Origin of the sequence: Candidatus Lokiarchaeum ossiferum (assembly GCA_025839675.1) — an archaeon.
In the GTDB taxonomy this organism is placed as follows: domain Archaea; phylum Asgardarchaeota; class Lokiarchaeia; order Sigyniarchaeales; family Promethearchaeaceae; genus Lokiarchaeum; species Lokiarchaeum ossiferum.
Genome location: CP104013.1, coordinates 1,226,350 through 1,249,044 on the forward strand (window position 1 = coordinate 1,226,350; position 22,695 = coordinate 1,249,044).

A 22,695-nucleotide genomic window follows, 5' to 3' on the forward strand; every position below is an offset into this window, starting at 1 on the left:
CTTGGTTCTTTTTGGCTATAATATTTTCCTTTTTGTTCTTCTTATTAATTTATACTATCCTCGAATGATTTCTTGGCAATTTCTTGGTTGATGATCTGAGAAAAATGATCCAATCTCTCTTGCACCATGGAGAAAAGTTCCACTAGATAGGTGCCCCAGGGAGTAACTGTGACATTGCCCCCTCCACCATATCCACCTTTATGTGAAATTACAACTGGACGCCCAGTTTTCTTAGTAATTGATCTCAATTTAGACCAGCCATATTTATAGGAGTAACCTAAATCTTCACTTGTTCGAGTCAAGTTTTTGGTTTTTTGTAAAGATTTTATTAAACGAACATCTCCCGGACCGAGGGTAAAGTTTTCAAAGCCCTTCAACCACAGTTTTGTTCCAATCTGAAAAATAGCATCATCTTTTTTTTGGTCTCCCATAACTTCTCCTCAATTGAATTTTAACTTAGAAGCTTAAATTTGTTATCTTTTAGGTGTTTTATGAAGTTAATCATCTTTGAGATGATTATTAAGTAAAGTATGGTTTTTTTCAACAAAATTTTCTCCGAAGCCTTTAATACTTTTGATTTTATCTGGGGAATTTAACAATGATTCAATAATTTCTATTGGATTATCAAAAGATTTTAACAATTTTTGAGCTTTCTTTGAGCCACAAAGGGTTAATCCTTCAATAAAAAATTGTTGGGCATCAGCTAAAAGTTTTTTTCGAGATTTTTGCCTTCCTACGTCGGGTATATGGTCTTTCACTTGTTCTCTAAAGGCGATACGAGTTAAAAATAAAAAAACATCATCCCAATTTCGAGCAGCGATTATTCCCGGAAATGAAAGATCACTAAGCGATAAAAAATCTATGGAGAGAGATTGGAGAAAAAGACGTTTTTTTTCTTTGATTCGATTAAAACCGTTAAAAATAATAACGCCATTAGAATGAATTTCCAAAAATTCGTAAAGAGCTTCTTTAATCCTTTGCATTTTCTTCTCATTATCAATATCTTTTGATCCTAACAGAAAAACCCATCCCAAAGGAGGAATAAAAACCAAATTTGCCCCTAAATTCTCTATTCTTGCCTTTATCACATAGGACTCTAATAAATTTTGGTGAGTTTCAATTTCTTTTTGAAAGGATGTATCAAATGAAATTAAATAAATTTTCTCGGTAATTGAGGATCCCATGACTTTAATAAACTAATGAAAAGTCTTTTATTTATTTACCCCAAATCTAGCTCATGAATCCAATATCTCATTTTGAAATTAATGCAGATGATCCCATTCGAGCGAAATTATTCTATGAAAGTGTGTTTCAATGGAAAATTACTAAATGGGAAGGGCAGATAGAATACTGGAACATTCAAACTAGCGAAATGGAAGGAAAATCTATTGATGGAGGTCTTCAAAAGCGTGAAGATCCCTTAGCAACAATACAAAATTTCATCACAGTTCCATCAATTGATGAATATGTCCAAAAGGTAAAAGAAAATGGAGGTCAGATAACCACACCAAAAATAACAATTCCGAGTGTCGGTTATTGCATATATTTCAAAGATACAGAGGGAAATACGTCAGGAATGATGGAGTGGGATAAAAATGCAGATTAAATCTCTGAAAAGAGTTTGTTGAGGTGAGAACACTTATGTAATTATGATCTCACCCAAATATATATATTGCCAAATGAAGTAGATAATAAACATTAAAGTCTTTTTATATTTGGGAGGAGATTTAAATTAGAAGAAACCAGCGGGTGGGAGTCAAAGGATTAGTTTTGGCATTATTTTTGTTCACAAATTTTTGTTTTTCAAGTTCAATTGAATATAATATGGAATCGGAGCTTGTAGAAAAAGATCAATTTAAAAATGGGAATGAACGTCCAACTACGGGTAATGAAGTATTAATTAAAGATCCGATGGAAATAGATCCAACAATCTACGATCAAGATCCAATCGAAACTTGGATATATATCGAAGGAGAATTGGGAAATAATGACTGGTATATTTCAGAAGTGACTATTCAATTAGAATGTTCTCGTTTAGAAGCCGATGTTTTTTTTTCTGTGGATAATCAAGGATGGGAATATTATGATGGTATGCCGATAATAATTGAAGAAGATGGAGAACACATCTTTTCTTATTATTCAGAAGACATGTCAACAGGCGAGATTGAAACAACTAATGAAGAAATCATAAAAATTGCAACATCAATCCCTGTAACCAGTTTTGAAATTATGGGAGAGTTAAATACTGATGCGACAGCATATGTTTCTGAAGTTTTTTTGACACTAGAGGTTTTAGAATTCTTTACGACAGAATTTGACATATTTTACATTATAAACAGCGGAGATCCCCAATTGTATCAAGGATCTATCATATTAGACGAAATTGGAATATATTTTATTGAATATTATGTAAGTATTGAAGCCAGAGAATATGATGCAGAATTTATCCCTGAATTTGAGATAACTATCGAGGAATATAAAATATTTTGCGATCTTATTGGGACAATTGGAGATGATAATTGGTACATATCAGACATTGAAATCACCATTGATAATTTTCAGATGGAGCCAATTTATTATAGTCTAAACGGTGATCCGGAACAGGAGTATACCAGCCCCATGATCATTTCTGAAGATGGAATGTATGATCTATATTTCTATTCTTCCATAAATGGACAGTTAGTTGAAGGATCTCAAATTTTTAGCATTGATCAAACATCCCCCACAACGGATATCGAAATTATGGGAATTATGGGACAAAATGAATGGTACCTTTCAGAAGTAGAAATTTCATTTGATAGTATTGATCTTAGTTCAGGGGTCAAAGAGACATATTATAGCTATGACCAGATGAATTGGAACGTGTATTCAACAATCATCTCAACCACAATCGAAGGTTCGAACACAATTTACTTTTATTCAACCGATAATGCTGGAAATGTAGGAGAAACATTGTCGCAAATTTTCTATATAGAAACTTCAGAAATTGAGGTAAATGTAGAATTCGATGGTTTAATGGGAGATAACAGCTGGTTTAAATCTGATGTAGAAATATCTATTACAACAAATCAAATTGCATCTGAAATCGCAGCTTTCACTTACAGTACAAATGGAATAGAATTTATTCCATACACAGGAACATTTTACTATACAGAAGAAGGAGTAAACTTTATCTATTTCAATATATCAAGTAATGCAGGACATAATTCATTTGGTTATAGAGAAATTTCTATTGATAAAACAAATCCTTTGACAACACTCAATATTTCTGGAATAATGGGAGAAAATGACTGGTATATAGCAAATATTGATCTCGATTTCATCTCTACTGATCTTGAATCAACAGTTGCATCGATCTATTATAGTTTTGATAATATAACTTGGTCAATTTTCGATGGAACTCCAATTAGCATTGATATAGATGGAATTTATTCATTATTTTACTACTCAAAAGATTTAGCGGGAAATATTGAACAATACAAATCAGAAATAATCAAAATTGATACAAAAGCTCCCGAAATTTATATTGAATATTCAGGTACAATGGGAGCCAATGGTTGGTATACCAGCGATGTTGATATATTAATTTCACTAAATAATAGTACGTCGGGAATTTATGAAATAAGCTGTACTTTGAACGGAAATATAATTTCTCCTTTTATCAACATGATAGAAGTAACTTCTGAAGGAGAAAATATCTTAAATATAGAAGTAACAAGTTTTAGTGGGGCAAAAATCACATATCATGACATAATCAAAATAGATAAGACAAGTCCTACAACCGAAATTTATTTTGATGGAGATGTAGGGTCGAATGGTTGGTATTTATCAGAAGGAAATGTTTCTCTAACAGCATCAGACAATTTGTTAAATCAATTTCAAATATGGTACAAGATTGATGCGAATGATTGGATGATTTATGAATTTCCTTTGGAATTTTTAAGCGACGGCATATATAACATATCCTTCTATTCAACGGATTTTGCTGGAAATAAAGAAAGTGTTAAAGAATTTAAACTTGCACTCGAATTAACTAAACCAGAAGTATTGATAAATATTTCGGGTATTGAAGGGAATAATGGTTGGTATAATTCTATAGTTCAAGTAATTCCGTTTGTAACCAATTCTATTTCTGGTCACACACAGTTTACTTACTCAATAAATAATGAATCATTTCTTCCATATTTTGTTCCATTAAATATTTCTGAAGAAGGATATAACGATATTAAATTTGAATTGTTGAGCATTGCTGGAAATATTGTTTTTCAAAATATTTCTCTTTTAATAGATTATTCTAATCCCACAATTCTGTGCAATATTAGTGGAGTTTTAGATGAATTTGATCAATATAAATCACCAGTAACTGTAAATTTAACTGGAATCGACAAATATTCAGGCATAAATAACATATCTTATAGTTTAGATGGAAATATTTGGAAATTATATACTAGTCCTTTAGAGTTTTCTGAAGATGATTTCTACATGCTATATTTCGTTGCACTAGACAACGCAGGAAATTTTGGAACTATAAACACTTGCAGTTTTATTATAAACAAAACCATTGATGAGCAACCATTGAGACACTGTTATGGTTGGACATTTATGTTTAAAGAACATCATTGGTGGTTTGGATTAGGAGAATTGTGCATCTATGAGACTCGAATTGATCTAACATGTGATAGCCAAATATTTAGCTGGGAAATATATGAATTTTCAGTCAATGGGCGTACAGAAATATATTTTGCTATGGAAAAACAAGAAAAATTAGCAATAATAATTCATTCTGGCAAATGGAATACAATTTGCATGGGATTAGGGTGTAACGTATTCTTTTTGTGTATTGATTAGAATAAAACTTCAAATCTTTTTTTTACACTATTTTTTATGATAAGAATTTTTAATGATAGTAAATGGAGATTATTCCCTCAAAAGCTCCCGACGCGCAACCAACAATCATAATGGATGAACGAGAAAGAGGGAAAATTAAGGAGGAAATGATCAAACTTCCTTGTTCATTACAGATTAAAACTTTAGAAATGGGAGATTATATCCTTTCGGAAAGAATTGCAGTAGAACGAAAACGGGGAGATGATTTTGTGAGTTCTATCTTTGATAGTCGTCTTTTCATCCAATTAGAAAAATTAAAACAGAGTTTTCTTAAACCAATAATAATCCTGGAATCGCCCAATCGACTATTTGAACGGAAATTTATTAATAAAAACTCCATAACAGGAGCAATGATCTACATGATCTATAGAATGGACATTCCATTAATTCCAACGAAAGATGAAAAAGAAACAGCCAATTTTTTGCTTAAACTGGCAAAATCGGAACAAAAACTTGGACATTGGCCAGATCTTTCAAAAATTATGACAAACCAATTTAAAAATGCTAAGATAACACGAGAAGATCAAATTTATTTCTTACAAGGGTTAGTCGATATTGGAAAATCTACCGCGGAAAAATACATTAACATTTTCGGAACCCCATATTTCGCCCTACAAGCATTGTTGCAAACAGATATCATCTTTACAAAAAATGGAAATCCAAAAGGAATCTCTGGTCTAATGGCCAGTATCAAGGGCAGTGGACCTAAAATGGTCAGTCGAAATCATCGAATGTTGAAAATGTCCTATAAAATGACAAAGAAAAGCAAAGAAAAAACCAGACAATAGAGATGATTGCATGAAAGTGGAAAAAACAAAAATTGATTATATTAAAGGCATTCTATTTCCCCTTCTTACTTTGCTGCTATTAACTGTTTTCCTTTTTAATTCTGGTTTAACTTCACTTTTATTTAAAAAACAAGATTTTTCTGGATATTCTCCTGAATCTATACTATTCTTACAAATTATCAGTGGTTTATGTACCATCTTTCTCTTTTTAGGTGGAGAGAGAACCCTCAAATCATTTAAAAAAGATCAATTTGATATTCAAACAATTCCTTTCATAAAAGGAATTCGAAATCGGGATTTATATGCCGTTTTCATCCAATATCCATTAACACTCCTTTTTGAAGAATTGCTTTTTAGGGGAATATTTTATGCACTTTTGTCTAATATCACTCCAATTATTTTCATCGTGTTAATTAATGCGAGTGTTTTTGGACTTTATCATATCCATATTTATATCACATCAAAAAATGTGAGAATTTCATCGATTTTTATCATCTTTAGTTTTCTTCTGGCAGTTCCATTGGGATTGGTTTTTTTATATTATGGGGTTATCGGGTGCTGGATTTTTCACTTAATATCTGTGACATATATATATTTGCGTTGGAATTCAATAAAGTTCAAATAACAATGCGAGAGCCATAGGTTTTTTTTTAAAGAATAATTTTAAATTCTGATCCTTGAGGAGAATTATAAAATGAAAAATGCCAAAGTATTGCCATTTCAGAAACAGAAATCAATTAAAGCGAATAAATCATATAAAACATGGCCGCTTTTTACAATATCATTCGTAAAAACTTTCGCAAATGCGATTTATAGTTTGGCGCTTTCCAATTATCTCATATATGAAAAAGGTATGGCTTCAAGCTTAGTAGGGACTATTTCATCCGCCACTGCAATAGCATATATTATTGGACCTTTCTTTGGAAATAAAATGAAGGACATTATTGGAATTAAAAATAGTATTATATTTTCATCCATTACAACTACTTTATTTATTGTTCTCCAATTGTTGTTTTTTGAACCTTGGATCTTGATATCAACCCGGATTTTGGATGGCATCATTATGGGGATGTTTTGGCCAAATTTATTAGTCCTTGTCAGCTCGTGGCAAAAAGTAAGTACTGAAGGACAATCCGAAACGAACTTTAAAAATTTTAACAAATCATGGAGCTTTGGATTAATTGGAGGGTTCGCTTCAGGTTATGTAATTGTATTCTTTTTAACTGATTATATCGCAATATTAATTTCTTTGGGAATTGGAGCGATAATGATTCCGATCTCATTTCTATGTGAAAATGAGATTAAATATGGAGAAGTTAACGAGAATCAAGACATTTTAATTTCTATCAGTGAAAAAAGTCAGTCAATTTCCCAATCAACATTTCCAGCGACAGTTTTTCCAATTGTTCTCTCATGGATTGGAATCATTTTCATGACATCCAGTAAAGCGATTTTTCAATTCTCTCTTCCATTTTTCTTAAAAGATGCAGGCAAAGATTCAGAATGGGTCTACATAATTACATTAGTGATTCAATTACTTCAAATTATTGCTTTGAATAAAGTTGCAACATTTAAAATTAGAGATAAACAACGTATTTTTCCAATTGGAATCGCAGGTATCAGTTTACTAGCGATTTTCGTGATATTATTCCAAAATATTTACGTAGTAATTCTAACAACAGTTCTTTTAGGATTAATGGTTGGATTAATTCAAGGTGTTTGTATGAAAATTATGTTGGATTGGGGAACTAAAACTGGATCATCGAAATATTCGACACTTAATGAGGTTATTGTTGGTGCTGGTTTTGGAATCACACCAATTATTGCAGGGTATGTGGTGGAAGTGAATATTTATGCCAATTTTGCATTTATAAGCATTTTCAGTATTGTTATCTTGGGATTAACATTTTATATCTATAAAAAGATGGCGCAATCTGAGAAAAGAAAATAATAATAAAAAAAACGATTATTCCCCGAGTTCCGATAGAATCTTGGGAATTAAAATCCTGAAATTCGCAAAATTGGACAAACCATTATTACGATCAGAATCACTAACGATGTTTAAAATCGCTAAATCTGCCCCATTAAAAAAGGCTGTACGAACAGAATTTTCTTCTAAACCTCCAGCAGCACTGATTAAACAATCAAATTTTGATTTTATTTTAGTAATATCTTTATAACGTATCAATTTTTGATTGTTACTTTCTTCATCCCGACCTTTATGAATAATAACAAAGTCGGGTTTCACCCTTAGAGGCATTAATTTCCTCAAGGGATTGATTACACCTAACATATCTACCATAGAATACATTTTGCGTTCTGAACAAGCATTTATAAAATGATTTAGTGTCTCTACTGGAGCAGAGCCCATTACCGTAGCAGCATTAGCACCATTGATTGCCGTCATATAAACTTCATCCGCAGCACCATCAGAACTCTTTAAATCTGCAACAATTACACCTCGCCAATAGCGACGGATCAAACGAATTCCAGCCATGCCCTCCCGTTTTATAAAGGGAGTTCCAGCTTCGATAAAAATTCGTGGATCATATGGGATTTGAGGTAATATTCGTTGAACTTCCGAAACATCTGAATTGAAGGCAATTTGAACATACCGCCGATTTGGTTCTAATCCCATTTTTTCTCCCCCTTTAAGGTTTAATCGTTCTAATTAGATCTGACATACTGCTATCCACATTTCCGGGCATAAAAATGACGATCTTTTCAGAAGGATCTTGTGCAATTTCTCGAATCGTTTGTAAAGCACGAATTTGCATGGCCCCTGGTGAAGAAGCCATCATTGTTGCAGCTTCTGCAAGTTTTTTAGAAGCCAGTAACTCTCCTTCGGCTTTGATAATTGCTGCCCGTTTATCACGTTCAGCTTCAGCTTGTTTCGCAAAAGCTCGTTTCATTTCGGAAGGCAATTCCATTTCTTGGATTTTGATACCCTTGATGTCAATACCCCAATCTTTTGTTTCAGCATCGACAATATTTCGGATATCTTGTGCAATTCGATCTCTTTCACCTAGTACTTCGTCCAATTCCATGGTCCCAAAAACATCTCTTAAAGCGGCTTGAGTATATTGTCGAACTGCATAAACAAAATTTTCGATTTTAATCACAGCATCTTCCGGTTGTTCAACTTTGAAATAAACCACTGTGTTCGCCAATACTGGAATATTATCCCGAGTCATTACTTCCTGTCTTGGAATATCTTGTGTGATAATTCGCAGATCGACTTTCTTTGCAGATTCCAGAAAAGGAATTACAAACACAATTCCTGGTCCAATAGTTCTTTTATATCTCCCTAAGCGAAATATAACTAAACGTTCATATTCTAAAGCAATTTTAATCCCTGGAATTACAAAAACAAATGCAATAAACACAAGGATCCCCACAATTACCCATAAAAATGTTAAATTTACTTGTAAAATCATATTTTTTCAACTCATTTGAGTAACTAACCATTGGTCTTCTCCCTATTTTAATATATAACATATTGGTTGGTTACTTAGATCACACTAAGAAATTGATGCATATATCTTCCATCCATCATACCCATCAAGTATTTATTGGTTTTGAAAAAATGTTTTGTAAACATATGGTTCTGATGGATAAAAATATTTTAAAAAAAAGGTTAAGTAGGAATTTATAAAATTGCGGGTAAATCGGTTATAATTTCCTTTAATAGTTCAAAAATAAATTCCGTACTGGAAATATGAACACGTTCATCAGGAGTGTGACATCCTTCGGTGATAGGAAGCATTGAAACCATTTGAACTCCGAGTATTTTTGTTGAAAAAATACCACATTCCAAACCAGCATGAATTGCCATTTTTTTTACAGGACGACCCAGTTTGCCCTCATATTTTTTGGTCACATACTGCAAAAAGGGAGTGTGAGGTTCCGGTTTCCATCCTGAATAGGCGGGTTTTAAATCAATCTTCCATCCCCCAAATGTTGCAATCTGAACCAATTTAGTACGGATTATCTTAAATTCGCTATCCACACTACTTCGAGCAAAAGATATAACTGTAATTTTTTTGTCAGAGGTCTTAATCACAGCGAGATTATTCGAAGTTTCTACAAGATTTGGGATTGTAGGAGAATATTTCAATACTCCATGAGGAATTAAGTTAATACTGGCAATGATTTTGGAACTAAGTTGCACTTCAAGGGATTTTTGAGGTTGAGTTTCAGTCAAATCGATAATCATATTGGGTTCAAAATGGAGAGACTTATCGTCTCCAGCTTGATAATAGTTAAATATCTCTTGGGCAATATGAATAAAGGATTGTTTTAAAGCCTCTGTGTGATCTTTTGAAACAGCAAATTTCGCAATCGATTCCCGATTGATGGCATTATGCATCGTACCCCCATTTATTGAGCTGAGGTGCAGATCATAGGAAGCATTAAGGTGGGATAAAATGGACATAATTAATACGTTAGCACTCGCTTTGGGGAGATGAATATCCCCTCCAGAATGCCCTCCAAGAAGTCCATGAACATGAAGTTCAAAAAATTGCAATTTTTCTTCAGAACCGGATAATTTTGGATCTATTTCCATTGAAAATTCCGTGTTTCCTCCACCTGCACATCCAATGATCATTGTTCCTAAATTTCCACCATCAAGATTGATAAGATATTTGCTTTGAATATTAAAGACTTGAGGATCTAAGGCCATAGCTCCTCCTAACCCCGTTTCTTCATCCACAGTGAGGAGAACTTCTAAAGGCCCATGTAAAAATTGTTCATCCTTGAGAAACAAGATACCCAAACCGAGTGCAATACCTATTCCGTCATCAGCACCTAAAGTGGTGCCATCAGCATCAACCCATTCCCCATTGTCTTGAATGCGAATTGGTATCGGATTATTATCAAAATCGAATCCTTCAGGTCGATCCGTTTCGCAGACCATATCCATATGAGCTTGCATCATCAAGCTTGGATAGTTTTCACATCCTTTTGAGGCGGATTTCCGAACTAAAATGTTTCCAGCAGTATCTTCGAGTATTTCAAGTTCAAGACCTTCTTGCTCGGCTTTATTTCTCACCCATTCTTTAATCTTTTTTCTAATTTTTTCTTCCTTCTTAGACGGGTGGGGAGTACTGGCCATAACATCTTCAAATATTTCCCACACGATTCGAGGTTTCAAGGATTCGAGGACCATTTTCTTGTTTAACGATAAGAAAAGATAAATAAAAAAGTAATCGAGAAAGGTTCAATTACAACTGTCTTCCAATTTCCTTAATAGAAAATCGACAATGATCTTCTCCCGTAGCATAGCACTCAAGCTCTGACGTTTCAAATTGAGAATTTAAGCGATTTGAAAATAACGTTGATAAAAATCCTTCATCAAGTTTACATACAGTCCTTCCCAAATCTGGAATATGTGAACATTCAAAACAATTATAAACATTAAAAAGTATTTCTCCGGGTTTAAAATCTAGTTCTTCAATTCGACCAAAGCCATTGCGTTTCCAAAATTTTTGTAATTCATAAACCAAATCACTTAATTCCCGAGATACAAAAAATCCCTCGAAATTTTTTCCCAATTTCAATCCAACATCATAATGAATTTTTGAACTTTCAGGAATACGAGCATCAATCACTGTTGTAAAAGTATTAAAAATGGATTGTAAAATGACCCCCGGATCTGAATCTCGTGATAAATTTCGATCTTGAAACATATTTTGAATGATTTCATCAGATAAAGCAATGCTATCACCAAATTCTTTCCCCCGAATATCCAGATTCTTATCAATGTATAGTGTGATACTGTGAGTAGGATTTCCATGGATATAACGAAAAGTAAATGGAAAATGTTTATGATCCTTATGCATTACTTCAGAAGGAATTTCAAAAGTAATATTTTGTTGACAATTCGGACAAAATACTTTCACCTGTCGTTTCTCTTTAGTATATTTAAACATATCAAAACTAAGAAACACGAAGGTAAAAAAGTTTATTTTTAACAAAATTTCTTAAAAATGGGATTTTTGTTCTCAAAAATATTAAATTTTCTACGTTTTTACCTAATGATTCCATTTGTACCATATGTCAAATCTATTTCACCTAAGGAATCATTATGTAAAATTGAATTATGAACAAACCAAAACTTATTTTTCTTTGTACAGGTAATTCCGCTCGCAGCCAAATGGCCGAAGGCCTTATGCGCCACCATAGCGGGGATATTTTCGAAGTTTATAGTGCAGGATTGAAAGCTGAAGGTATAAATCCCCATGCAATTGAAGTTATGAACGAAATAGGAATTGATATCTCAACACAAAAATCCAAAAATATTACAGAATATCTAAACAAAATCAATTTTGATATTTTAATCACTGTCTGTGCAAATGCGGATAGGAATTGTCCTATAATTCCTGGAATTAAAGAAAAAATTCATTGGGGGTTTGAGGATCCAGCAGCATTTCAAGGTTCAGAAGGGATGCAACTCGCAAACTTTCGCGAAGTCCGTGATTTTATTAATACTCGAATTCAAAATTGGCTAAAAATAAATAGACCGCTTTATGAAAAATAAAAAACTAAGATGAAGACTTAATTTCAGCAATTAATTCTTCATTGAACTTTCCAACTCTGTCAATAAATTGATAATTTTGTTTCACATCTTCGGGATCCATAGCAGTACCAAAAATAATTTTCTTGAATCGAGCTTTACAGTATGAAAAAGTATCTTGCATGGACCGAACGGCGTTTATACCTCCAGATTGCACAACATCTTCATCCCCATAAACTAATACCCCAGCCATGATTTTTTCAGACAATTTAAATCCTTCTTTGGTATGAAAAGCATAGAGACGATCCATAAAAAGTTTCGTTTGAGCTGATACAGAAAACCAATAAATGGGTGAAACAAAAATAATGCAAGATGAATCTTGAATATCAGAATAGAGAGGCAACATGTCATCTTTTTGTATACATTTTAGATTTCCAGATCGAATACAACTATCACACGCTTTACAAGGGTTGATAGACAATTTATCTAAAACGAGAATTTTGGAAGTGAAATTTGCTTCATCAAATCCTTGTTTGAGTAATTTGCTTATGTAGGCTGAATTTCCTCTAAGCCGTGGACTTCCATTAATAATTAAGATTTGGGTCATGATACTAGTTAAACAAAATTCTTATAAATTAATTTTCCTCTTAATTAATAAAATCTGCATAACTTTTCCTTATGCAATCATTAATATTTGATTAAAAGAAATAACAATTAGTCATGAGTGCAATTGAATATTTAAATCACATTTTTAACCAAGATAGTCGGAATATGCATCAATTAGCGGATAAATCCATTGATTTAATGATAACCTCGCCACCTTACAACGTCACGAAACAGTATGATGAAAATTTGAATTTAGATGAATATTTAACCTTAATTTTTGAAGTGTTAAGAGAAACTCTACGAGTATTAGCTCCAGGAGGAATTATTGGTTTAAATGTTGCAAATTTGGGAAGGAAACCTTACATCCCGCTTGATTGCTATATTATCGAAATCTTAACTGATTTAAAGTATACAATTTTGAATGAAATCATCTGGAACAAAGCAGCGAGTGCAGGTGGAAGTTGTGCGTGGGGAAGTTGGCTTTCAGCATCAAATCCAACATTACGTGATGTCCATGAATATATAATTATTGCTCAAAAAAAAAAATCCAATTCTGATAAATGCAGAGTCAACCAGTCAAAAGACATTGAATATTTACCTTTCTTGGATGGAAAAAAAAGCACCATGACTGAAAAAGAACTATACTCAAATATTTGGACTTTTGGAGCAGAAAGTGCTAAAAAAGTGAACCATCCCGCCCCCTTTCGAGTAGAACTACCCTATCGCTTGATCCAAATGTATTCAAAGAAGAATGATCTCATACTGGATCCTTTTATGGGTTCAGGATCAACTGCAATTGCAGCGATTATAGCTAAAAGAAATTTTGTGGGGTATGATACTAATTTAGATTACATTCAAGCAGCTAATCGAAGAATTCTTGAATTTGTACAGAAATGGGAGAAAAAATAGAATGGCAAGGAAACGAACAAGAACAAAAGATTTTGGAGTTTCAAAACGGGAAAGTCATGATTCTTCTGCATTTTATGCTTCACGTCTTTATGAAACGATAAATTTCTCTTCAAAACACGACATTGTGGAAAATTCAAAAGAATTTTTAAGATTAAATATTAATCCTATGCAAAAACATTCTTATTCGAATCTGATTAATAAAATTCCTCCATCAAGCATCCATTTGGTAATTCTTGAAGTAAACTTGGGGATGATTGAATCAACAGAATCATTAAATCTCAAATTGGAAAAGTATTCCGAGAGAATTCATGAACTTAATAAAAAATTGATAACCGGAGGGAGAATAGTTATAATCGTTTGCAATATCATCAAAATTGATGAGAAATCACCGTTCTATGTTCCTCTACATGCGAGAATAACTAAATTTTTGTTAAAACAACACTTTTTTCTGCGGGGAAATATTGTTTTAGTTGAAGAACAGGGAATAATGGAACAATCGACAGACCCAATATCCAATAAATACAAGATTGCAATCATTGCTTCTAAAGAAAGGATGAAGCGCGAAAAAAAAAATAAAAACAGGAATTTTGAGAAAACTGATACAATTTCTCGAGATGAGTTTCTGTCAGCAACCAAGTCGATTTGGTATCCAAATCTACCAAAATTTGAAAAATTAGAAAATGAAAAGAGTATTTCTTGTGAATTAGAATATTACAAACAGCTTATTCAATTATATTCTTTTCAGGAAGATGTTGTTTTGATTTTGAAAAATGATATTTGGGACAATTTTTTAAGATCTTGTCATAAAATTCGCAAAAATTGTTTCTGCTTTAACCAATGATAAATGAGTGCAATATTAGCAACAAAAATCTGGCAATCTTCTTATTTATCCCATGGAATTGGAATATTTCTAAAATCTTTAAATTAAATAGCAAATTTTTTCATATTAAATGTTGAAGCACCCATGAGCACAGACCAATCCTTGCAAATAACCCTTCGTCTTGCCGAAATTTTAAACGATTCACAAAAACTTGGTAATTATGAGTGTCTTCCTTCCAATGATCTTATTTCTTATGAGGAACTAGTTTCATTTTCCGAAATGGTACGAGAAATATTTAAGAGCAGCTTCGCAGCTACCATCGTAGTAGATCACCATGGGTTATTGATTCATGAAGATATTGCCCAAGATGGTATTAAAGCTTGGTTAGTAGCACTCTCATTTATTTCTTCCCGAACTTTTATCAAAACAGAACAATTTGCGACTTACACCCATATTTTAAGTTCAAAAATTAAAATTATTGTACTTACTAATGAAAAAGGGACAAATACAGAATTAAATCAAGAATTAAAACTCATTTTAGCACTTTTTCCATCTTTCCATTAAAAAATGATTTTGCCCTAAAAGTAGTGAACTCCAACCATTAAAAATTTGAACATGAATAAAAATATTGAACACATTATTACAAGCATATGAGCACTTCCCCATCCTTGTTTTACAAATATAAAACCATGTCGATTTCACATCTCCCCGAATTACTCGCTTTCATGAATGATTTAAAATCGAGGAATTTGATAAGCGATAATAAAACTTTTCATCGTTATATTGATTATATGGAATTTAATGCACCAAAAGACCTACCAAATGCTAAATCAATAGTTATTATGGCTGTTGCATCCCAATTGGGAACTATTGACATACATCATAATTCAACTGTTAGAAAAGCATTTGTCCCCCAAAATTACTACGATATGGGTCCTCCAATGGAAAAATTAATCGATATAATTCAAAATGATATAATTAAAGAAATAGGATATAATTGTGTTAGAACGAGACTCCATCTTAAAATGTTAGCAGTTCGAAGTGGATTAGCAAAATACGGCCGAAATAATATAACATATGTTGACGAAATGGGAAGTTTCTATAACTTATTTGCATTTTTCACCGATTATGAGTTTGCCGAAGATGATTGGAAGGAAATGGAAATGCTCAAATATTGTAAGACATGTAATATTTGCTTGAATAATTGCCCAACAGGAGCAATTCGACCTCAAGAAATGGTTATTGATGTTAAAAAGTGCTTGCCTCTTTACAATGAAATTCCTGGAGAAATACCAGATTGGATCAACAAAAAGGCTCATAATGCTTTGATGGGGTGTATGAGGTGTCAAGCTCCATGTCCAGGTAACAAAAAAGCAATTCAAAATTTACGGAAGTTTGATGACATATCTGCAAAATCAGTTGATCTTATTTTGAATAGGGCGGACAAAGATGAATTTCAACGAATTTTTGGCCCCATATTTGACATTGTAGACGAGGAAGGGGTAGAGTATTTTTTCCCTGTTTTCAAACGCAATTTGGAAGCGTTTTTACAAATATAAGTTTTTTTTCAAGAAGAAGTTTTTTTTTATTAATTCCGAAAATTGTGCTTCTACGTAAACATTTATTGGGAATGATTGGTCTAAAAAGTTTATCTAATGAACTTTCCATTAACTCCCATCACTGAATATAAACGGTATGAAAAAAAGATACCAACAGATTTACCCACTCATTTCTCAAAACGTATTATATTGATCTCCGATACTCATATTTCAAGCAATCAATCTTCTGCATTTAATAATATGATGTTTCGAAAAGGGATAGAGGAAATCTCCCAAATTCGGGATGTAGATTATATTATTCATTTAGGAGATTTAACTCATGATGGTACCTATTTAGATTATCAAGTTGCAAAGGATTTGATTCGGAAATTTACGGATGAAAATTTTCATATTATCCCCGGAAATCACGATGCTCGTAATGTAGGATACTTATTATTCGAAGAGCTATTCAAATCGCGTACATTTGAAATTCAAGAACCAAACCTTTATGTTTTGGGGGTTGATAGCTCAATCCCAGATCAAGATGCGGGGCATATTGGAGAAAAATTAATTAATATCAGTAAAAATGCCTTCTATAATAATCAGAATAAACTCAAAATCTTTTGTTTTCATCATCAGTTGATTCCAATCCCCTATACGGGTAGGGAACGATCTGCAATTTTTGATGGTGGTGATGTACTAGATATGGCCTTAAAAACCAATGTTGATATAATTCTGAATGGCCATCGACATATTTCAAATACTTACACGTGTACAGACGGAGATAGTGATCTCGTTATTTTCAATTGTGGTACTTTGTCTTCTAATAAAACCCGGTATCGCGAATTATTTAGTTACACAATAATGGATATCAACGATCGAACAGTAAAATTTACCACCAAGCAGCTTTTAGATGGATCATACTCTGAAAGATGGAAATACATCAATTATAAATTTGAAACACCAAAACCGCGTGTAGAACAACCATTTCTAAAAATAATTCATACGGGAAACACCCATTTTGGAAAAATTTCTTATAATAAACAGATTCTTGAAAGCGCACTTCAACAAATACAAGAAGTCCAACCAGATTTATTAATTCACACTGGAAGTGTAACTGCAAACAATCAAGATGAAGATTATGCTATCGCGAAGAATTGTTTTCAAAATTTACACTTACCAAAAATTATACTCCCAGGATTCAAAGATTTAACAAAGTATGGTTGGGATCGTTATGAAAAATGGTTTGGGAATTTGGATCCACATTATGAAGATTCAAAATCCCGAATTATTGGGATTAACACGGTAGATGCTCATATATCAAGTGGACGGGTGGGAAGAAAACATATGCGAGAAACATGTGAAAACTTCATGAATACGAATGATTCTAAGATAAACATTGTGGCTTTTAATCATCGGCTTATTCCCCCTCCTTTATTAAAATTTGATGCTATTTTGACAGATGCAGGAAGTGTGTTAAAAAATTTTACAGATGTCAAAAACAATATTAATCTGATTTGTATGGGCAAAAATAATTCCGCTTTCAGCTTACAATGTGAAGAATCGATCCTATCATATTGTGGCTCCATCTCCTCTAACAACACGGTAAAAGTAGATAATCATTCTTTCAATGAAATCCAATTCTATCCCGATGGAGCAGTTTTTGTATACAAACACTTAGTTGAAAAAAATGAAAGTGAATTGATTGGAGCCTATTGGCAAAAAAGGAATTTGCAATGAAGCAAATAATGCAGGTTTTTTTAAGCGATTGCATCAAAAATAAATCATTTTTGTTTTTTTTGTCTAATTTTGACAAGTATTTTGCGATTCCAAAAGTTATTGTTGAATTATTCTTTTTTTATTTTATATGAAAACGAAACGAGAACCATCAAAATATGCCAAAATTCGACCTCTATGGATGGCAGTATTTAGTGATATCATTGGTTTTTCTATTCTAATTACAGTTTTACCAAGTTTTGCAGATGACTTAGGAATTACACCGTTGGCAGTAAGTGTAATTTCTGCAACGAATGGATTGTTTTCCTTTCTTTCAGCACCTATTTGGGGAAAACTATCAGATAAATATGGTCGTAAAAAACTGTTAAATCTGGCACAAATGGGCACTATTGCGGGTTTTTTGCTCTTAGCCTTCGCGGATAACTATTGGATGCTAATTCTTTCTCGGATAGTTGATGGAATTTTTGGAGGAAATTTCCCAATTGCTAAAGCAGTGATAAATGATGTCGTAGAACCAAAAGATATGGCAAAGCAAATGACGAATATTGGAGTTGCTCACAATGTGGCTAACTTATTTGGTCCCGCTTTAGGAGGATTTTTATATGTCAATTTTGGATTGATGGGCCCTGGATTAGCAGCAGCATTTACATCTGTTTATACGTTAACGATAACATTCCTTAAATTACCCGAAACTGCACCAATAAAAACTAAATCCAATGATCTGTTAGAACCCCCCATAAAATCAAGCTCTGAAAAAAGGCAAGAAAAACCAAATTTGGAGATTGATGAAAAGACACGTGAACCTTGGCATCACAATCAAGCATTGGTTCAATCACTATTAATATTAGCTTTTTCTTCGTTTGGTTTTATGACAATTGTTTCAAATATTGCCATGTTTGCTCTAAAAAAATTGAGTTTAGGACCTCAAACCATGGGTATATATTTAGCTGGAACGGCCGTATTACAAATTTTGATCCGATATACGGTCTATATGCCCGCATTAAAAAAGCTAGGTGAATATCGAATTGCTCTAGTTGGATTTATTATATATCTGATAGAATTTATACTGTTTGCCTTTGTGAAAAATGAAATTCACTTTGTCCTAATGTTAATCTTAAATAGTTTTGCAACTAGTGGCACCCGAGGATCTTTAAGTGCTTTCATCAGTAATTTAGCCAATCCTTGGGAACGTGGAAAAGTTCAAGGCATCGCATCTTCAATAGATACATTTGCTCAAATCATAGGGCCGCTAATTGGAGGTACCTTACTAACATTTTTACCTCTTGAATGGTTTACCTCTGTGAGCTGGGTTTTTATGCTAATTGCATTGTTAATACTGGTGAATTCTAAACAGTTGCATAAATCAATAAACCATGTTCCTAAAAAATGGAAATCTATTTCAGCACGAAACGAATTGAACCCCGAATAATTTTTTATTACTTTTTCCATCAATTCATTTATGGCAAAAAGTCGACAGTTTTATTTTGATTCAAGCTAAAAATTAAACGATGTTCAAATGAAAAACCAACTAAAACGCGTTTTAATCGCTACGGGTATGGGAGCGATTTTAGGAATTTTTTGCATCATAGGTCAATCCCAACGTATGCCACTTAATCCAAATCCCAACGCAACCATTTACCTTTTAGCAGCATGGTATAATCGAGTAATAATGGGGATGTTGATAGGATTTGCGGGGGAATGGTTTCTTCTAAAAAATAAGCCAAGATTAAATTCAGTCGTTCGAGGAGCGATTTTAGGGACAGTTGTGTCCATAAGTTTTGGACTGTTACAACAAAGAATAGAGATCATGTATTTCTTTGCGGGAATTGTTTGGGGATTATTAAATGATCTCATTACCACAACACTAATGAATCGTATTTTGAAAAAATCTCACTTAGAATAATCTAGTTCCCAAAAGAAGAATAAACTTTAAAACTCCCAGAAGCCAAATTTTGGACTCCATTTTTTTGATATTTCATATCTTCTACAATTTATATAATGAGTCTAGATCTAATTACCCAAGAAAATCAAATCAGCAATATCAATATTGACAAAATTACTATTTCTTCCGAAACTATTGACGATAATACCCCAAAATATATGAAGCAAGCAAAAATTCTCTCGATTTCGCTATATTTAACCGGTATCTTTGCGATAGTTGGAGCACTTTACCGATGGGGAGATGGTCCAATATTTAATGCACCAGCAGGAACAGATCTTCAATTATACATAACAGATATGTTGATCACAGCACCAGCAACAATTATTTCTGGATTTGGGTTCCAAAAATTGAAAAAATGGGTGGTTATTTCTGGTATCTTCACATCGGGAATTTTAATTTATGGATCAGCTTTGGTGTACGTTGATGTTATATTAAACGGAGCACCATATCTCTTAAAGTTAATTATCCCTCCCATTTTTGGAATAAGCCTTTCAATTGTAATAATGATTTGGGTTAAAAAATATTACACCCTACTATAAAACCAAGAAAGGAACTAATTTCTCGACAAATCAGTATTTTTTCTCAAAGGTTTTAGGTTCAATATTCATTAGATCATTGAGAAAACCAAAATGTGTCCATTCAAGCAATCAACAGATATTAATGAACTAAAGGAAGTAATTGAAGAACTCGTAGAATCAAGAGAAAAATATCGAAACATTGCTGAGATGGCCGCATTGGGATTAATGATCGTACAAAACAAAAAAATAACCTTTGTTAACCAATGGTTAGCAGATCTTCTAGAATATTCTGTAGAAGAAATTATGACATGGGATTTGGATCGAGCCAACCAGCAAGTTAATCCGGATGATTTAAGTCTAATTCAAATGGACCAAGAAAAAGATTTTCCAAACATGAAATTCCGGTTGATGTCTAAAACAGGTATTAAGTATTGGGTTAGACAATACTCAGAGAAAATTCATATTAATGGAAAAATCGCCGATCAAATCATCATCTTGAATATATCGGATCAGATAAATGCTGAATTGAAGTTAAAACACACAGCAAAAAAATTCCGTGAAATTTTTGAGTTTGCTCCAGTAGGGATTCTTACTTGTGATAATCAAGGGCAAATATTAACATCTAATAATAGACTGTTAAAAATACTTGGTTCCGATTCCCATGAAAAAACAAAACAAATCAATCTTCTTAATTTTCCACCTTTAAAAAAAATTGGTTTTTCCCAGAAATTAGCGGAGTGCATTCAGAAGAAGATTGAAATTAACGCAGAAACAGAATATGTATCAAAATGGGGTATTAAATCCTACGTTCAATACAAATTGGTACCTTTAGTAGATGAAAATGGGAAAACTTATGAAATTCTTTGCAATATCAACGATATCACACATATAAAACAAGCTCAAGATGATTTAAGGGCGAAAGATCTTTTATTTCAAAAGATGTTCAATTTAGCTCCATTTCCAATCATGATCATTTCAGTAATTGGTTCTGTTAAATTTTTAAACCAAAAAATTATGGATATGTTGAAATTAACCGATATTGAAAATTTGGAGATAGATGATTTAATATCTATGAGTGAAATTTTAGTTCAAGATCAATTTTTAACAAGAGAAAATTTCAAAGAACGCTGGAATGAAGTTTTAAGCGTTATCAAATACCAAGATTATAAAACAGAACTAACGTTTCAAGGAAATGACATTTCTCCTATCCAATTATTTTGTACAATTTCTTTAATAGAAAATCAGATATTATTCATATTTGAAGATTTAACAGCTAAAAGACAAATAGAAAAGGAATGGCTCCAAACACAAAAGTTGGAATCCCTTAATATATTGGCAGGAGGAATTGCCCACGATTTCAACAATATATTAGTAGGAATCGTAGGAAATATTAGCTTACTGCAAATGTCCGAAGGATTAGATGAAGAAACAAAATCATGTCTGGCAGATCTTGAGAAAGCAACAAATAGAGCAAGGGGTTTAACAAGTCAATTATTAACATTTTCAAAAGGTGGAAAACCCATAAAGAAGGTGGGAAATTTGGCAGATTTGATGGAACAAACATTGCAACTCGTCACACCCGGGTCAAATTGCAAAATTAAGTATAAAAAACCCGCCAATACTTTTTGGGCAGATATGGATGCAAGCCAAATCCAACAAGTATTCAACAACTTGATCATTAATGCGATGCAAGCGATGCCTCGAGGAGGAAATATTTCAATTACCATAGAAAAATTTGATTCAGCCCCTATAAGTACAATGCCCAGAACAAGTAACGGCTATGCACAAATTTCTATTTCAGATGAAGGACAAGGAATACCGAAGGAATATGCAAATCGAGTTTTTGAACCATACTTTACCACAAAAGATACCGGAAATGGATTAGGGTTGGCATCAAGTTACAGCATAATTCGAAACCATCAAGGATATATTAAATTTGATTCTCAATTAGGACAAGGAACTACATTTTACGTCTACATCCCACTTACGAAAATTAATTTAAATATTCCTTTATCTTCTAATGAAAATTTCAAAAATTATAAAAAGCGCGCTTTAATAATTGATGATGATGTAATTGTTTGTAAAACGATGCAGAAAATGCTCCAAAAATTTGGAATAAAGTCAGATGTTGAACATGATGGGTTTTCTGCAATAAATCGCTATGAACAAGCATTAAAGACGGGTATTCCATATGATTTTACCATCATTGATTTAACAATTCCTGGCAGTATTGGAGGTAAAGAAATTATCCAACGACTAATTGTTTCAGATCCCAATGTCCAAGCTTTAGTTTCAAGTGGATTTTCTCATAATCCTATAATGGCAAATTACCAAGAATATGGTTTTAAAGATGTACTAGTGAAACCTTATAATTTAAGTGAAATTCAGGTAAAATTGAAAAATCTTTTTACAAAATGACAAGTAAGTAGATAA

The 22,695-nt window shown here is 32.7% G+C and carries 22 protein-coding genes; 15 read left to right on the forward strand and 7 right to left on the reverse strand.

The features are described 5' to 3' along the window. Nucleotides 1-44: 44 nt before the first annotated feature. On the reverse strand, nucleotides 45-431 hold the full coding sequence (locus NEF87_RS04940) for a winged helix-turn-helix domain-containing protein (protein ID WP_457918908.1): 387 nt from the start codon (nucleotides 429-431) through the stop codon (nucleotides 45-47). Nucleotides 432-497: 66 nt separating this feature from the next. Beyond that, a complete protein-coding gene (locus NEF87_RS04945) occupies nucleotides 498-1,184 on the reverse strand; it encodes a hypothetical protein (protein WP_457918909.1) in 687 nt (228 codons plus the stop codon). A gap of 53 nt (nucleotides 1,185-1,237) precedes the next feature. Here NEF87_RS04945 and NEF87_RS04950 point away from each other — a divergent pair, with 53 nt between their 5' ends. The 5 genes from NEF87_RS04950 to NEF87_RS04970 all read left to right on the forward strand — a co-directional run bounded on the left by NEF87_RS04950 (nucleotide 1,238) and on the right by NEF87_RS04970 (nucleotide 7,626). Beyond that, the gene (locus tag NEF87_RS04950) at nucleotides 1,238-1,606 is read left to right on the forward strand and encodes a VOC family protein (RefSeq protein WP_371805296.1); all 369 of its coding nucleotides are present in this window, start codon (nucleotides 1,238-1,240) and stop codon (nucleotides 1,604-1,606) included. A gap of 218 nt (nucleotides 1,607-1,824) precedes the next feature. Then, the gene (locus NEF87_RS04955) at nucleotides 1,825-4,848 is read left to right on the forward strand and encodes an OmpL47-type beta-barrel domain-containing protein (protein WP_457918910.1); all 3,024 of its coding nucleotides are present in this window, start codon (nucleotides 1,825-1,827) and stop codon (nucleotides 4,846-4,848) included. A 62-nt stretch (nucleotides 4,849-4,910) separates the two neighbouring features. Further along, on the forward strand, nucleotides 4,911-5,675 hold the full coding sequence (locus NEF87_RS04960; protein ID WP_457918911.1) for an ERCC4 domain-containing protein: 765 nt from the start codon (nucleotides 4,911-4,913) through the stop codon (nucleotides 5,673-5,675). A gap of 10 nt (nucleotides 5,676-5,685) precedes the next feature. After that, nucleotides 5,686-6,300 carry a CPBP family glutamic-type intramembrane protease gene (locus NEF87_RS04965; protein ID WP_457918912.1) on the forward strand — a complete coding sequence of 205 codons (615 nt, stop codon included), beginning with the start codon at nucleotides 5,686-5,688 and terminating at the stop codon, nucleotides 6,298-6,300. A 69-nt stretch (nucleotides 6,301-6,369) separates the two neighbouring features. Further along, on the forward strand, nucleotides 6,370-7,626 hold the full coding sequence (locus NEF87_RS04970; protein ID WP_371805300.1) for an MFS transporter: 1,257 nt from the start codon (nucleotides 6,370-6,372) through the stop codon (nucleotides 7,624-7,626). 15 nt (nucleotides 7,627-7,641) lie between these two features. Here the strand turns inward: NEF87_RS04970 and NEF87_RS04975 are convergent, their stop codons facing one another. The 4 genes from NEF87_RS04975 to NEF87_RS04990 form a co-directional block, all read right to left on the reverse strand. Then, complete coding sequence (locus NEF87_RS04975; RefSeq protein ID WP_457918913.1) at nucleotides 7,642-8,313, reverse strand: orotidine 5'-phosphate decarboxylase / HUMPS family protein; 672 nt, start codon at nucleotides 8,311-8,313, stop codon at nucleotides 7,642-7,644. 13 nt (nucleotides 8,314-8,326) lie between these two features. Beyond that, on the reverse strand, nucleotides 8,327-9,112 hold the full coding sequence (locus NEF87_RS04980) for a slipin family protein (protein ID WP_371805302.1): 786 nt from the start codon (nucleotides 9,110-9,112) through the stop codon (nucleotides 8,327-8,329). 212 nt (nucleotides 9,113-9,324) lie between these two features. Then, nucleotides 9,325-10,845 carry a beta-Ala-His dipeptidase gene (gene pepD / locus NEF87_RS04985; protein WP_457918914.1) on the reverse strand — a complete coding sequence of 507 codons (1,521 nt, stop codon included), beginning with the start codon at nucleotides 10,843-10,845 and terminating at the stop codon, nucleotides 9,325-9,327. Between the two features lie 55 nt (nucleotides 10,846-10,900). After that, nucleotides 10,901-11,608, reverse strand: a complete 708-nt coding sequence (locus tag NEF87_RS04990; protein WP_457918915.1) for a V4R domain-containing protein — start codon at nucleotides 11,606-11,608, stop codon at nucleotides 10,901-10,903. 170 nt (nucleotides 11,609-11,778) lie between these two features. Between NEF87_RS04990 and NEF87_RS04995 the strand changes: the two genes are divergently transcribed. Continuing rightward, on the forward strand, nucleotides 11,779-12,216 hold the full coding sequence (locus NEF87_RS04995) for an arsenate reductase ArsC (RefSeq protein ID WP_371805305.1): 438 nt from the start codon (nucleotides 11,779-11,781) through the stop codon (nucleotides 12,214-12,216). A gap of 4 nt (nucleotides 12,217-12,220) precedes the next feature. On the opposite strand, the gene NEF87_RS05000 is transcribed toward NEF87_RS04995, so the two are convergent. Then, complete coding sequence (locus NEF87_RS05000) at nucleotides 12,221-12,799, reverse strand: flavodoxin family protein (RefSeq protein ID WP_457918916.1); 579 nt, start codon at nucleotides 12,797-12,799, stop codon at nucleotides 12,221-12,223. 113 nt (nucleotides 12,800-12,912) lie between these two features. Between NEF87_RS05000 and NEF87_RS05005 the strand changes: the two genes are divergently transcribed. The 9 genes from NEF87_RS05005 to NEF87_RS05045 all read left to right on the forward strand — a co-directional run bounded on the left by NEF87_RS05005 (nucleotide 12,913) and on the right by NEF87_RS05045 (nucleotide 22,680). Beyond that, nucleotides 12,913-13,707: a DNA-methyltransferase gene (locus NEF87_RS05005; RefSeq protein ID WP_457918917.1), complete on the forward strand. Its 795-nt coding sequence runs from the start codon at nucleotides 12,913-12,915 to the stop codon at nucleotides 13,705-13,707. A gap of 1 nt (nucleotide 13,708) precedes the next feature. Beyond that, nucleotides 13,709-14,548 (forward strand): hypothetical protein, encoded by an 840-nt coding sequence (locus NEF87_RS05010; protein ID WP_457918918.1) that lies wholly within the window; start codon nucleotides 13,709-13,711, stop codon nucleotides 14,546-14,548. A 123-nt stretch (nucleotides 14,549-14,671) separates the two neighbouring features. Continuing rightward, nucleotides 14,672-15,091 (forward strand): hypothetical protein, encoded by a 420-nt coding sequence (locus NEF87_RS05015; RefSeq protein ID WP_457918919.1) that lies wholly within the window; start codon nucleotides 14,672-14,674, stop codon nucleotides 15,089-15,091. Nucleotides 15,092-15,177: 86 nt separating this feature from the next. After that, the gene (locus NEF87_RS05020) at nucleotides 15,178-16,086 is read left to right on the forward strand and encodes a 4Fe-4S double cluster binding domain-containing protein (RefSeq protein WP_457918920.1); all 909 of its coding nucleotides are present in this window, start codon (nucleotides 15,178-15,180) and stop codon (nucleotides 16,084-16,086) included. A gap of 96 nt (nucleotides 16,087-16,182) precedes the next feature. Continuing rightward, nucleotides 16,183-17,805 (forward strand): metallophosphoesterase family protein, encoded by a 1,623-nt coding sequence (locus NEF87_RS05025; protein WP_457918921.1) that lies wholly within the window; start codon nucleotides 16,183-16,185, stop codon nucleotides 17,803-17,805. Between the two features lie 127 nt (nucleotides 17,806-17,932). After that, on the forward strand, nucleotides 17,933-19,231 hold the full coding sequence (locus tag NEF87_RS05030; RefSeq protein WP_457918922.1) for an MFS transporter: 1,299 nt from the start codon (nucleotides 17,933-17,935) through the stop codon (nucleotides 19,229-19,231). An 87-nt stretch (nucleotides 19,232-19,318) separates the two neighbouring features. Further along, nucleotides 19,319-19,705 carry a hypothetical protein gene (locus NEF87_RS05035; RefSeq protein WP_457918923.1) on the forward strand — a complete coding sequence of 129 codons (387 nt, stop codon included), beginning with the start codon at nucleotides 19,319-19,321 and terminating at the stop codon, nucleotides 19,703-19,705. Nucleotides 19,706-19,800: 95 nt separating this feature from the next. Next, nucleotides 19,801-20,283, forward strand: coding sequence for a hypothetical protein (locus NEF87_RS05040; protein ID WP_457918924.1), 483 nt, complete (start codon nucleotides 19,801-19,803; stop codon nucleotides 20,281-20,283). 90 nt (nucleotides 20,284-20,373) lie between these two features. Then, nucleotides 20,374-22,680: an ATP-binding protein gene (locus NEF87_RS05045; RefSeq protein WP_457918925.1), complete on the forward strand. Its 2,307-nt coding sequence runs from the start codon at nucleotides 20,374-20,376 to the stop codon at nucleotides 22,678-22,680. Nucleotides 22,681-22,695: the final 15 nt, after the last annotated feature.

Excerpts from the sequence above, each read along its gene's own strand:
- NEF87_RS04940 (WP_457918908.1), bottom strand. The coding sequence starts at position 431 with ATGGGAGACCAAAAAAAAGATGATGCTATTTTTCAGATTGGAACAAAA.
- NEF87_RS04945 (WP_457918909.1), bottom strand. The coding sequence starts at position 1,184 with ATGGGATCCTCAATTACCGAGAAAATTTATTTAATTTCATTTGATACA.
- NEF87_RS04950 (WP_371805296.1), top strand. The coding sequence starts at position 1,238 with ATGAATCCAATATCTCATTTTGAAATTAATGCAGATGATCCCATTCGA.
- NEF87_RS04955 (WP_457918910.1), top strand. The coding sequence starts at position 1,825 with ATGGAATCGGAGCTTGTAGAAAAAGATCAATTTAAAAATGGGAATGAA.
- NEF87_RS04960 (WP_457918911.1), top strand. The coding sequence starts at position 4,911 with ATGGAGATTATTCCCTCAAAAGCTCCCGACGCGCAACCAACAATCATA.
- NEF87_RS04965 (WP_457918912.1), top strand. The coding sequence starts at position 5,686 with ATGAAAGTGGAAAAAACAAAAATTGATTATATTAAAGGCATTCTATTT.
- NEF87_RS04970 (WP_371805300.1), top strand. The coding sequence starts at position 6,370 with ATGAAAAATGCCAAAGTATTGCCATTTCAGAAACAGAAATCAATTAAA.
- NEF87_RS04975 (WP_457918913.1), bottom strand. The coding sequence starts at position 8,313 with ATGGGATTAGAACCAAATCGGCGGTATGTTCAAATTGCCTTCAATTCA.
- NEF87_RS04980 (WP_371805302.1), bottom strand. The coding sequence starts at position 9,112 with ATGATTTTACAAGTAAATTTAACATTTTTATGGGTAATTGTGGGGATC.
- pepD (WP_457918914.1), bottom strand. The coding sequence starts at position 10,845 with ATGGTCCTCGAATCCTTGAAACCTCGAATCGTGTGGGAAATATTTGAA.
- NEF87_RS04990 (WP_457918915.1), bottom strand. The coding sequence starts at position 11,608 with ATGTTTAAATATACTAAAGAGAAACGACAGGTGAAAGTATTTTGTCCG.
- NEF87_RS04995 (WP_371805305.1), top strand. The coding sequence starts at position 11,779 with ATGAACAAACCAAAACTTATTTTTCTTTGTACAGGTAATTCCGCTCGC.
- NEF87_RS05000 (WP_457918916.1), bottom strand. The coding sequence starts at position 12,799 with ATGACCCAAATCTTAATTATTAATGGAAGTCCACGGCTTAGAGGAAAT.
- NEF87_RS05005 (WP_457918917.1), top strand. The coding sequence starts at position 12,913 with ATGAGTGCAATTGAATATTTAAATCACATTTTTAACCAAGATAGTCGG.
- NEF87_RS05010 (WP_457918918.1), top strand. The coding sequence starts at position 13,709 with ATGGCAAGGAAACGAACAAGAACAAAAGATTTTGGAGTTTCAAAACGG.
- NEF87_RS05015 (WP_457918919.1), top strand. The coding sequence starts at position 14,672 with ATGAGCACAGACCAATCCTTGCAAATAACCCTTCGTCTTGCCGAAATT.
- NEF87_RS05020 (WP_457918920.1), top strand. The coding sequence starts at position 15,178 with ATGAGCACTTCCCCATCCTTGTTTTACAAATATAAAACCATGTCGATT.
- NEF87_RS05025 (WP_457918921.1), top strand. The coding sequence starts at position 16,183 with ATGAACTTTCCATTAACTCCCATCACTGAATATAAACGGTATGAAAAA.
- NEF87_RS05030 (WP_457918922.1), top strand. The coding sequence starts at position 17,933 with ATGAAAACGAAACGAGAACCATCAAAATATGCCAAAATTCGACCTCTA.
- NEF87_RS05035 (WP_457918923.1), top strand. The coding sequence starts at position 19,319 with ATGAAAAACCAACTAAAACGCGTTTTAATCGCTACGGGTATGGGAGCG.
- NEF87_RS05040 (WP_457918924.1), top strand. The coding sequence starts at position 19,801 with ATGAGTCTAGATCTAATTACCCAAGAAAATCAAATCAGCAATATCAAT.
- NEF87_RS05045 (WP_457918925.1), top strand. The coding sequence starts at position 20,374 with ATGTGTCCATTCAAGCAATCAACAGATATTAATGAACTAAAGGAAGTA.